Origin of the sequence: Phenylobacterium sp., from assembly GCF_028290885.1 — a bacterium.
GTDB lineage: Bacteria > Pseudomonadota > Alphaproteobacteria > Caulobacterales > Caulobacteraceae > Phenylobacterium.
The window spans coordinates 1-11198 of record NZ_JAQGIZ010000044.1; the positions used below are offsets into that span (position 1 = coordinate 1).

Here is an 11198-nt window from a genome sequence, read left to right on the forward strand (position 1 = left end):
CCGGGAACACCAGGTCGGGCAGGCCGCGGACCGCGCCGATGGTCTCGACCTGGGCGCCGGCGGCCTTCAGCGCGGCCTTCAGATTCGCCGAGGCGAGTTGGGCGGCAGCCCGGTGCTCCGGCCGCCAGGCCTTTGGCCGCATCCAGGGATTGATCTGGTAGCTGACGTCGAAACACGCCGGGTCGGTCATCAGGAAAAGCGCCACGCCGAACCTCGCTGGTGAGTTGGTCTGCCGTCAGCATGGCGCCGGAGGGTGCTAGCGGATAGCGAGCAGGGTGCTACAATTCGCAGGGAATACTGGCGATCTGTCAGGTAGGGGTGGCGATATGATAGATGAACTGGACCGCCGGCTGCTCGCGCTGCTCCGCGCCGATTCGCGCGAGCCCGTGGCCTCCCTGGCCGCAAGGTTGAAGGTCTCCCGCGGCACCGTCCAGAACCGCATCCGCAAGATGCTGGGCCCCGACGGGCCGATCCAGGGGTTCACCGTGCGCACGCGGCCGGAGGCGGAGGCCAGCCGGGTCCGGGCGATCATGACCATCGCCATCGAGGGCGAGCGCTCGGGCGCGGTGGTCAAGGCGCTGCGCGGGTTTCCCGAGGTGGATAGGATCCACACCACCAACGGCCGTTGGGACCTGATCGCCGAGCTCGACACCGACAACCTCGGCGCCTTCAGCCGCACCCTCGACCGGATCCGGCTGATCGACGGCATCGCCTCGACGGAGACCTCGATCCTGCTGGCCACGCAGAAGATGTGAATTTGCTTCCCCCGGTACGGGGGAAGTGGCCCAAGAGCGAAGCTCGCGGGTCGATGGGGGAGGTCCAGCGATCGAAGATACTTCCCCCATTGTCGGCCGGGCTCCGCCCATTGCCGACATTTCCCCCGTACCGGGGGAAGGCCGGCCCGGCGACTCCCGCTCGGCGGTGGCACGCGCTACATGCAAGCCCATGAACGCGCCCTTCAAGACCGACGCCCTGCCGCAGTGGCGGCTCGACGACCTCTATGCCGGGCGCGACGATCCGCGGATCGAGGCCGATCTCGCCAAGGCCAAGGCGGACAACGACGCCCTGGTGGCGCTGAAGGGGCGGTTCACCGCCAGCCGCAGCGACGCCTGGGTGCTGGGCGAACTGCTGGAGAAGGGCATCGGGCTCTACGAGGCCGCCACCAACGGCCTGTGGAGCGTCGGCGCCTACGCGGCCCTAGCGGCCTCAACCGCCCGCGACAACCCGGCCTGGTCGAAGTTCGAGGCCGACCTGCGCGCCCGCTCCTCACAGATCGCCGCCGAGAGCCTGTTCTTCACCCTGGAGATCAACGAGCTCGACGACAACGAGATCGAGGCGGCGTTCCGCGCCCACAAGCCGGCCGCCCGCTGGCGGCCGTGGATCCGCCGCGTCCGGCTGTCCCGCCCCCATGAGCTCTCGCCCGACCTGGAGCGGATGCTGATCGATCGCGGCCCGGCCGTCGCCAACTGGAGCCGGCTGTCGGAGGAGACGCTGGCCGCGCTGACCGCCAAGGTCGGGCGCGATACGCTGACGCTCTCGGAGGTGCTCAACCGCCTCTCCGACCCCGACGGCGCGCGGCGCAAGCAGGCCGCCCAGGGCCTCGCCAAGGCGCTGGAGCAGCGAACGCCGACGCTGGCGCTCTGCCTCAACACGCTCGCCTTCGAAAAGCAGGTGGAGGACCGCTGGCGGAAGTATCCCGACCCGGCGGCCTCGCGCCACATCGCCAACGAGGTCCATGCCGACGCGGTCGCCGCCCTCGAGGCCGCCGTGGTCGAGGCCTACGAGCCGGTCAGCCACCGCTATTACCGCCTGAAGGCCAAGGCCATGGGCCGCGACGTGCTGGACCAGTGGGACCGCAACGCCCCGCTCGACACCGCCCAGCCGCGCACCTACGGCTGGGACGAGGCCAAGGGCATGGTGCTGGAAAGCTTCTCGGCGCTCGCGCCCAAGTTCGCCGACACCGCCCAGACCTTCTTTACCCACCCCTGGATCGACGCCAAGCCCAGGCCCGGTAAGCAGTCCGGCGCCTATTCGCATCCGGTCACCGCCGAGCGGCACCCCTACGTCTTCCTGAACTACATGGGCGAGCGGCGTGACGTGCTGACGCTCGCCCACGAGCTCGGCCACGCCGTCCACCAGACGCTCTGCGCGCCCCTCGGCACGCTGCTGGCCGACACGCCGCTGACGCTCGCGGAGACCGCCTCGATCTTCGGCGAGGGCCTGGTCTTCGAGCGCCTGCTGGCCAACGCCTCGAAGGCCGAGCGCAAGGGGCTGCTCGCGGGCAAGATCGAGGACGGGATCAACACCGTGGTCCGCCAGATCGCCTTCCACCGCTTCGAGACCCGGTTTCACAATGCGCGGCTGCAGGGCGAGGTCTCGGCCGAGGCGATCGGCGGCATCTGGCTGGAGATGATGGGCGAGAGCCTGGGGCCGGCCATCAAGCTCAACCGCGGCTACGAGCACTACTGGGCCTACGTCAGCCACTTCGTCCACGCGCCGTTCTACGTCTACGCCTACGCGTTCGGCGACCTGCTGGTGCGCGGGCTGATGGAGAAGCGCCGCGAGGACCCGGCAGCCTTCGCGCCCCTCTACGAGGACCTGCTCGCCGCCGGGGGTACCCGGACCTACGTCGAGGCGCTGGCGCCGTTCGGGCTGAACCCGCGGGAGAAGGCGTTCTGGGCCGCGGGCATGAAGCAGCTGGAACGGCTGGTGGACGAGTTCGAGACATTGGTTTGAGGGGGGCGACCAATCGCAAATGGTCCACTCAGCCTCGTCCTAGCAACAAGGCATGAGCGGTAGCAGCGGCCGATTCAATTTCGGGCCAGCTGGGATGGCGGAGAAAATAGGCGCTGTCGCGGGGACCTAAGCCAAGTGACGAATACCCCGAGCGCGTGTCTCTGCGCCAACGGCCCCATGGGTCCTCGCCTTCGCGGGGATGAGCGGAATTGAGCGAGACCTGCCTAGTTGAACGTGAAGACCGCGCTCAGCATGGCCAGCAGGATAGCGGCGCCGGCGAGGCGTCCGCCGATGAACATCAGCGGAATGGCGGCCTGATCGCCGCGCTTGAAGCGGGCCCCGGCCCATTCGTGCAGGCCAACAGCGATGACGGCGAGCGTGACGAACGCCATCTTGACCCAGAACCATCGGGTGAAGCCGCCGGGGCCGCCGAATTTCAGCCAGACCATCAGCGGGCCGGTGACCAGCAGGGTGAGGATGCCCGCTGCGCCCAGGCGGCTGAAGAAGGTCTCGAACGACCACAGCTCCGTCCGCTGATCGAGCGGCGCGGCGACGAGCTTCGGGCCGGTCTGGGAGAGCGCTATGCCGCCGCCCACCGCCAGGCCGACGCCAATGAAATGCAGCCACAGCAGGAGGTTGGTGAAGATGTGCATGTCAGGCCCCCCAGGCCGCTGGCGGCGCGGGCAACCCTGCGACCAGGGCGGCCAGCCCTTCACTGTAGGCCTGGCGGAGCGCATTCCAATAGGGGTCGTCCTCCTCGATGGTGACGAGGTCCGCCGTGAAGCTGTCCGCGCGATAGGCGACGAGGTCGATCGGCAGGCCGACGGAGAGGTTGCTGCGCAGGGTGGCGTCGAAGGAGATCAGGGCGAGCTTCGCGGCCTCGGCGAGCGGGTGTTGCGGGGTGAGCGAACGGTCGAGGATGGGCTTGCCGTACTTGGTCTCGCCGATCTGCAGGAACGGCGAGCGGCTGGAGGCCTCGACGAAATTGCCGGCCGCGTAGATCTGGAACAGCCGGGGCGGTTCGCCGGCGATCTGGCCGCTGACCAGGAAATTTCCGCTGGGGTCGCCGTAGGGATCGACGAACCTGGCGTCCGCGACGATGTTGCTGCGCAGCTGCGCGCCGACGATGCCGGCGACCTCGAACATGGTCCGCGCCAGCCCCAGGTCGTGGGCCGGGTCGCCCGAGCCGAAGGCCTCGTGCAGCTTGGTGACCACCGCCTGGGTGGTCGCCAGGTTGCCGGAGGACTGGATCGCGATCACCCGGTCCCTGGCGGGCGGCATCAGGTTCAGCTTCGAGACCCGGACCACCTGGTCGACGCCGGCGTTGGAGCGGGAGTCCGAGGCCAGCACCAGACCCTGCGGCAGCAGGATTCCGAGGCAATATGTCATCCGGTTCCTCTCGCACACCGGCGTCGGGTGGCTTGCGGCAACTTAAGTCCGCAAGGCCGGCGAGTCCCGGCCGGTAGCGCATTGCGTCAACGGTGACGCTCGGCGATATCATCCCCGCAAAGAGGAACGTTCCATGATGCTCAGGATCACCCGCCGCGGCTGCGGCTGGATGGCGGCGCTCGCCGTGCTCGCAGCCGCGCCGGCCGCCGCGGCCAAGCCGGCGCACGCGCCCGCGGCCCACCACGACGTCCGCATCCGCCGCGACGACTGGGGCGTGCCGCACATCCTGGCCAGGACCGACGTGGACGCGGCCTACGGGCTCGGCTTCGCCCAGGCCGAGGACGACATGGCGACGTTACAGCTCGGCGTCTTCACGGCGCGCGGGCGGCTCGCTGAGTTGCAGGGGCCATCGGGCGTCGACAGCGACTACCTCGTCGCCCTGCAGGACGTCTGGGGCACGGTCGGGCGCCGCTACGAACGCGACCTCGATCCGCAGGTGCGGCGCATACTGGAGGCCTATGCTGCGGGGGTGAACGCCTACGCCAGCCGTCACCCGAAGGACCTGGCGCCCGGCCTGCTGCCGGTCACCGGCAAGGACCTGGCGGCGAGCTTCATCTACAACGGCCCCACGTTCTATGGCCTCGACGGGGTCTTTCATCGCACGATGGCGCCGGCAGCCAAGAAGACCGCCGCGCTCGACGACAAGCTGCCCACCGGCTCCAATGGCCTGGCGGTCGCGCCCTCGCGCTCGGCCGACGGCGCCACACGGCTGCTGGTCAATTCGCACCAGCCCTACACTGGGCCGCTGGCGTGGTACGAGGCGGTGATCCAGACCGGCCAGGGCTGGCATGTCGCCGGCGGCTTCTTCCCCGGCACGCCCTTCATGCTGCACGGCCACAACGCCCACCTGGGCTGGGCCAACACGGTCAACAACCCCGACCTGGCCGACGTCTACGAGCTTTCGATCAACCCCGCCGACCGCGACCAATACCGGCTCGACGGCCAATGGAAGACGCTCGCCAAGCGCACCGTCCACATCCGGGTCAAGCGCGCCGGCGGCGGCTTCGACACGGTGGACCGCGAAGTGCTGCGATCGGCGCATGGGCCGGCGGTTCGCACCGACCACGGCGTCTTCGCCATCCGCTACGCCGGCATGGACGAGGTCCGTCAGCCCGAACAGTACTATCGGCTTAACAAGGCGACCAACCTGGCCCAGTGGAAGGCGGCCATGTCGCTGGGGCTGCTGCCCTCCATCAACTACGTCTACGCCGACGAGAAGGGCAACATCGGCTACGTCTACAACGGGCGCTACCCGGTGCGGAAGGAGGGCGTCGACTGGTCCGGCGTCGTGCCCGGCGACCGCTCCGACCTGATCTGGACCGCGCAGCTTCCGTTCGAAAAGATGCCGCAGCTGTGGAATCCGAAGTCGGGCTTCGTCTTCAACTCCAACAACACGCCGTTCCAGGCCACCGATCCGGCCGACGACCTGAGGCCCGAGGCCTTTTCCAAGACGCTCGGCATCCAGACCAACATGACCAACCGGGCGTACCGCGTGCTGGAGACCGTCGGCGTGCAGCGCTCGATCGACGCCAAGACGTTCAACGACGACAAGTACGACCTCGCCTACAGCACCAGGTCGGATGTGGCGAAGGGCGTGCAGGCGCTGCTGTCGGTCCCTCCGGGCCAGGACGCCGACCTCGCCGCCGCGCAGGCGCTGCTGAAGACCTGGGACCGCCGCACCGACGTGCACAGCCGGGCGACGGCCCTGGTGGTGCTGACGCTCACCAAGCTGCAGGGCGGCGGGCCGCCGCTGGCGGCGCTGAAGTCGAGCATGGCCGACCTCAAGACGCACTTCGGGCGCATCGATCCGGAGTGGGGCGAGGTGAACCGCATTCGCCGCGGCAAGGTCGACCTGGCCATCGACGGTGGCCCCGACACCTACCGCGCGGTCTACGGGCGCCCCGATCCCGACGGACGGCTGCACGCCCTGGCCGGCGACACCTATGTGATGTTCGTGGAGTGGGACAAGCAGGGGCGGCTCTCGTCGCGCAGCGTCCACCAGTTCGGCTCGGCGACCCAGGACGAGGCCTCGCCCCACTACGCCGACCAGACGCCGCTGTTCGTGGCCATGAAGACCAAGCCGGTCTGGTTTACGGAAGGCCAGCTGAAGGGCCATGTCGCCAAGGACTACCGACCGCCGGAGTAGTGTAGGTTCGGCGCGGTTCCGTTCGTCCTCCGGGCGAACGCCACGGAGAGACAAGATGAAGACCCTTCTGATGAGCGGCGCCGCCCTGGCGCTCGCGATCTGCGCCGGCCAGCCCGCCGCAGCGGCGCCCGCCGCCGCGCCGCAGCCGCCGGCCGGCGGCTACACGATCGACAAGGCCCACACGTCCGTGACCTTCCGGGTCAGCCACCTGGGCTTCTCGCGCTACACGGCCCGCTTCGCGAACGTCGACGGCAAGCTGAAGTTCGACCCCGCGGCGCCGGCGGCCATGAGCGTGGAGGCGACCATCGACCCGCAGTCGCTGGAGCTGAACGCCCCGCCCGCCGGCTTCCACGACCAGCTGATGGGCAAGAGCTTCTTCGAGGCCGCCAAATATCCGGCCATCACCTTCCGCTCGACCAAGGTCGCGCCGACCGGGCCCAACACGGCCAAGGTCACCGGCGACTTCACCCTGCACGGGGTCACCAAGCCGGTGATCCTCGACGTCACCTACAACGGCGGCTATCCGCCCAACGCCATGGATCCCGGCGGCGCCCGCATCGGCTTCTCGGCGCACGGCGTCATCAAGCGCTCAGCTTTCGGCATGGGCTTCGGGGTGCCGGCGGCGGGCTCGAACATGGGCGTCGGCGACGACGTCGAGGTGATGATCGAGACCGAGTTTTCGGACGGCAAGCCGCCGCCCAAGCCACCGGCCAAGAAGTAGGCGCCTATTCCCTGGCGAGCAGGTAGCGTACCCCGCGTGCGGCGAGCGCGGTGGCGACGGCGCCGGCCGTGAGCCAGGTGGCGAGGGCGGGGGCCCATCCGTCGGCGGCCAGTCCCATGGCGGTGAACAGGAAGGCGATCGCGACGGCGACCCCCAGCCAGTGGACGCTGCGTCCGATAAGGCCCGAAGGTCCGACGTCCGAACTCAGGGCGCGCGGCCAGATGAGGTTCGGCATGGTTTCGCTCCCGCGACGGTCACCCAGCCAGCCGAGCCATGCTCTCGCACAAACCTCGCCGGCCTCTGGCGATGGAGCTTCCTACGGAGAGGCTTTCGAAGGTGTTGCCGCCGAACGATGCAATCCGAACGCCGAGGCGCCCACGGATTGACCTCAACGGCCCTCCAGCCAGCTCCGCATGTCGGCGGCCTCGCGGCGGCCGCTCGTCAGGTAGCGGGTGTCGCTGCCGACCGTGACCAGGTCGAAGCCGCGCTCGATCATCTTCTTTGAATAGGCCGGACTGTTGGTGTGGACGCCGACCTTTACGCCCGCGGCCTTGCAGGCGGCGAGGATAGTGTCGAAGGCGGCCATCAGGGCGGGTGCGTCGGAGTCCTGGCCGGGCGGGCCGCCCATCGCCAGCGACAGGTCCGAGGGTCCGATGTAGACGCCGTCCAGGCCCGCCGTGGCGACGATCGCCTCGACGTTGGCGAGCCCGGCGGCGGTCTCGATCATGGCGAAGGTCAGCATCTCGCCGTTGGCCTTGGCGTGGTAGTCGGCGCCGCCATAGACCACGGCCCGCGTCGGTCCGGAGCTGCGGAAGCCCTCCGGCGGATAGCGGCAGGCCTGGACGAAAGCCGCGCAGTCGGCCGCGTCGTTGATCATCGGGCAGATGACGCCATAGGCGCCCGCGTCCAGCGCCCGCATGATCTCGCCGGGCTGGTTCCACGACACCCGCACCAGCGGTACGGCCGCGGTGGTCGAGAGCGCCTGCAGCATGGCCAGCATCTCCGAGTAACCGACCAGACCGTGCTGGGTGTCGACGGTCACGGCGTCCCAGCCCATGGAGGCCATCAGCTCCGCGGAAAACCCGCCCGGCATGGAGCACCAGCCGTTGATCACCGGCTTGCCGGCGTCCCACAGCTCTCGCAGGCGATTGGCGCGCATCTTGGTCTCCCTGAACTTCCGCGATCCTAGAGCGCCGTTTCGATTGAAACGAAACGGCGCTCCAGATTCTTTGCTTGGTCGCTCTACGCGAGAGCGAACCCGACGACGAGGGTGGAGAGCGTCAGGGCCGCACCGCCCAACAGGAAAACCCGATCCGCCCAGACGGCCTGCCAGGCGGCGCCGCTGCCTTTGCGGATGGTGATGTAGGAAAACAGGATGCTCAGCAGGAAGCAGACCGCCGAAACCCAGGCGATCTCGTCGGCTAGCGAGTGGCTGTTCATCTTCGTGAGGCTGAGGCCCGTGATGATCAGGAAGCTGATGCCCAGCAGGTTCGAGGCGGCGTTGAGGATGTGCGGGTGGCGGTCCATTCGGCGCTCCGTTTCGCCCTCAGCCGCCCGCGGCGTGGGCCTTACCAGGCCGGTGAGGTGGTCGCGGCCGGTGTACACTGCCTTGAACTGGGTCCTCCAGTTCCGACCAATAGGCGATGACGTCGGGTGACATGCGTCCGCGCCTCAATACCGCCCGTACCGCGCCTTCACGGAGTCCAGTAGCTTCGCCGAGTCGTAGCCGACGCTATCCCTGAACACGATCTCGACGTTCTCGATGTCGGCGATGGCCTTGGAGCGGTCGCCCTTCGCCACCACGAGGTCAGCGTCCTTGCCCGCCGCGACCGAGCCGATGCGATCGGCGAAGTCGAGGTAGGTCGGGACGAAGCGCTTGCCATTTTTCAAACGCTTGTTAGTCACTCACCCAGATCGCGAGGACGAGTTTAGATGGCGCAGGACGTGAAGCCGGCGGAGACTTACGACGACCGGCCGATCCACGCCGACCCCGGCGAACTGCCGCCGGAGGTGCAGGCGCCGCTGGCCGAGTACCGGGGCGAGCCGCCGCCCTCGCCGCAATGGTTTAAGGACGCCATCGCCCGCGAGCCGGAACGGACCTTCGTGGAGTCGCTGGGCTCCAAGCTCGAGGTGCTGACCTGGGGCGAGGTCGGCAAGCCCGGCCTGCTGTTCGTCCACGGCAACTCGGCCCACGCCGACTGGTGGAGTTTCATCGCGCCCTTCTTCGCCGACGACTATCGGGTGGCTTCCATGTCGCTGGCCGGCATGGGCGCGTCCGACTGGCGCGAGCGCTATTCCTTCGCCGACTTCGCCGAGGACGCCGAAGCCGTCGCGCGCGCTACCGGCCTCTACGAGGGCGGCCGCAAGCCGATCTACGTCGGTCACTCCTTTGGCGGCGGCCAGGTGTTCTTCGCCGCCGTGCGCCATCCCGAGCGGATGCACGCGGCCGTCATGGTCGACACCGGCTTCGGCCCGCCACCGGAGGAACTCGCCAAGCGCCAGGCGCAGATGGAGGCGGTGCGCAACATCCCCACCGTCGACCGCCCGAGCCGGGTCTATCCGACCCTGGAGGCGGCGCTGGCCCGCTTCCGCCTGATGCCGCCGCAGCCGGCCGGCAACCCGTTCATCGCCGACTTCATCGCCCGCCGCTCGCTGAAGCAGGTCCCCCTCCCAGACAAGGAAACGGCGCCAGAAGGTTCCGGCGAAGGCTGGACCTGGCGGTTCGATCCCAACATGTGGGCGAAACTCGACCGCGAGCTGACGATGGCGGCGCAGGCCGCGCCCACCGACGTCTCCACGCCGATGGTGCACATCTACGGGGCCAAGAGCCGCATCGTGGAGCACCGTAAGGCCGGCGCGCCGTCGCCCTTCCCGCCGGGAATGCTGGAGATCGAGATCCCCGATTCGCACCACCACATCATGATCGACCAACCGCTGGCGCTGGTGGCGGCGCTGAGGGCCCTGCTTGCAGCCTGGCCCCCGGCTTGAGCGGTGGGCCGGTCTCGTGTAGCACCCGCCTAGACCCGATTGACGAGAGAGCACGCGTCCCATGGCCGGCAAGGCTTCCCAGTACCACCGCGGCGACATGGACATCCACGAGCAGGTGTCGACCTTCCACCTGGTAATGAACATCACCAAGTGGGGCTCGCTGGTCATCGCCGCCGTGCTGATCACCCTGGTGCTCTGGTTCTGCACCTCGGCGGGTTTCCTGGCCGGCGCGATCACGGGCCTGGTGGTCCTGGGCCTGGGAACCGTCCTGTTGCGCAGCCGCGGCGAGGCGGAGCACTAGACGGCCTCAGCCTTAGAGCTGTGACCGCGCTGTTGGCTCCCAAGGCCGCGCGGAACGCCGGACCTCTGCGGTTCTGCGCCGCCGAACTGGCCCGGTGGCCCCGAGGCGCAACGCGGGTCGCCGACCATCGCTGGACAGACTCCGGACGGCGCCCCTAAGGTCCCGCTCAATCGCTTGGGAGGCCCCGCGAACCATGGCCGTCATCGCCGTCACCAGGGAGCGCCGCGCCGGAGAGACCCGCGTCGCCGCTGTCCCCGAGACGGTGAAGAAGCTGATCGCGTCGGGTTTTTCGGTGGTGGTCGAGGCCGGCGCCGGAACCGCCGCGTCCTATCCCGACGCCGACTACCAGGCCGCCGGGGCGACGATCGCCAAGACCGTCAAGGACGCGCTCGCCAAGGCCGACATCCTGTTCAAGGTGCGCAGCCCCGAGGCCGAGGAGATCGCCGCGATCAAGCCGGGCACGCTCGTGGTAGCCACGCTCAATCCCTACCAGGACAAGGCCGCGCTCGACGGCCTCGCCAAGGCCAAGGCCACCGCCTTCGCCATGGAATTCGTGCCGAGGATCACCCGCGCGCAGGTGATGGACGTGCTGTCCTCGCAGGCCAACCTCGCCGGCTACCGCGCGGTGATCGAGGGCGCGGAGGCCTATGGCCGGGCCATGCCGATGATGATGACCGCCGCCGGCACCATCGCCGCGGCCAAGGTGTTCGTCATGGGCGTCGGCGTCGCCGGCCTGCAGGCCATCGCCACCGCCCGGCGCCTGGGCGCAGTGGTCACCGCCACCGACGTGCGTCCCGCCACCAAGGAGCAGGTGGAGAGCCTGGGCGCCAAGTTCCTGGCCGTCGAGGACGAGGAGT

At 68.9% G+C, this 11198-nt stretch carries 12 protein-coding genes and 2 pseudogenes; 7 read left to right on the forward strand and 7 right to left on the reverse strand.

Going from position 1 to position 11198, the window contains the following annotated elements:
* Positions 1–205 (reverse strand): annotated as a pseudogene (locus tag JWP28_RS03710) (amidinotransferase); the annotation flags it as partial.
* 121 nt (positions 206–326) lie between these two features.
* Here JWP28_RS03710 and JWP28_RS03715 point away from each other — a divergent pair.
* The gene (locus JWP28_RS03715; RefSeq protein ID WP_299540074.1) at positions 327–755 is read left to right on the forward strand and encodes an Lrp/AsnC family transcriptional regulator; all 429 of its coding nucleotides are present in this window, start codon (positions 327–329) and stop codon (positions 753–755) included.
* 190 nt (positions 756–945) lie between these two features.
* On the forward strand, positions 946–2736 hold the full coding sequence (locus JWP28_RS03720; RefSeq protein ID WP_299540077.1) for a M3 family oligoendopeptidase: 1791 nt from the start codon (positions 946–948) through the stop codon (positions 2734–2736).
* A gap of 224 nt (positions 2737–2960) precedes the next feature.
* On the opposite strand, the gene JWP28_RS03725 is transcribed toward JWP28_RS03720, so the two are convergent.
* Entirely contained in the window at positions 2961–3389 is a 429-nt protein-coding gene (locus tag JWP28_RS03725) for a hypothetical protein (protein WP_299540080.1), read from the reverse strand.
* Position 3390: 1 nt separating this feature from the next.
* Complete coding sequence (locus JWP28_RS03730; protein WP_299540082.1) at positions 3391–4125, reverse strand: peptidase; 735 nt, start codon at positions 4123–4125, stop codon at positions 3391–3393.
* A 133-nt stretch (positions 4126–4258) separates the two neighbouring features.
* On the opposite strand from JWP28_RS03730, the gene JWP28_RS03735 reads away from it, so the two are divergent.
* Positions 4259–6331 carry an acylase gene (locus tag JWP28_RS03735; protein ID WP_299540085.1) on the forward strand — a complete coding sequence of 691 codons (2073 nt, stop codon included), beginning with the start codon at positions 4259–4261 and terminating at the stop codon, positions 6329–6331.
* Positions 6332–6386: 55 nt separating this feature from the next.
* Positions 6387–7052 carry a YceI family protein gene (locus JWP28_RS03740; protein WP_299540087.1) on the forward strand — a complete coding sequence of 222 codons (666 nt, stop codon included), beginning with the start codon at positions 6387–6389 and terminating at the stop codon, positions 7050–7052.
* A gap of 4 nt (positions 7053–7056) precedes the next feature.
* Here JWP28_RS03740 and JWP28_RS03745 read toward each other — a convergent pair whose 3' ends face one another.
* From JWP28_RS03745 to JWP28_RS03760, 4 genes are all read right to left on the reverse strand, one after another.
* A complete protein-coding gene (locus JWP28_RS03745; protein ID WP_299540090.1) occupies positions 7057–7287 on the reverse strand; it encodes a hypothetical protein in 231 nt (76 codons plus the stop codon).
* Positions 7288–7440: 153 nt separating this feature from the next.
* Positions 7441–8211 (reverse strand): aldolase/citrate lyase family protein, encoded by a 771-nt coding sequence (locus tag JWP28_RS03750; RefSeq protein ID WP_299540092.1) that lies wholly within the window; start codon positions 8209–8211, stop codon positions 7441–7443.
* Positions 8212–8294: 83 nt separating this feature from the next.
* The gene (locus JWP28_RS03755; protein WP_299540094.1) at positions 8295–8579 is read right to left on the reverse strand and encodes a hypothetical protein; all 285 of its coding nucleotides are present in this window, start codon (positions 8577–8579) and stop codon (positions 8295–8297) included.
* 144 nt (positions 8580–8723) lie between these two features.
* Positions 8724–8957, reverse strand: a complete 234-nt coding sequence (locus tag JWP28_RS03760; RefSeq protein WP_299540096.1) for a hypothetical protein — start codon at positions 8955–8957, stop codon at positions 8724–8726.
* A gap of 27 nt (positions 8958–8984) precedes the next feature.
* Between JWP28_RS03760 and JWP28_RS03765 the strand changes: the two genes are divergently transcribed.
* The 3 genes and pseudogenes from JWP28_RS03765 to JWP28_RS03775 form a co-directional block, all read left to right on the forward strand.
* A complete protein-coding gene (locus JWP28_RS03765; RefSeq protein WP_299540098.1) occupies positions 8985–10040 on the forward strand; it encodes an alpha/beta hydrolase in 1056 nt (351 codons plus the stop codon).
* A 61-nt stretch (positions 10041–10101) separates the two neighbouring features.
* Positions 10102–10341 (forward strand): aa3-type cytochrome c oxidase subunit IV, encoded by a 240-nt coding sequence (locus tag JWP28_RS03770; protein ID WP_299540100.1) that lies wholly within the window; start codon positions 10102–10104, stop codon positions 10339–10341.
* A gap of 193 nt (positions 10342–10534) precedes the next feature.
* Positions 10535–11198 (forward strand): annotated as a pseudogene (locus JWP28_RS03775) (NAD(P)(+) transhydrogenase (Re/Si-specific) subunit alpha); the annotation flags it as partial.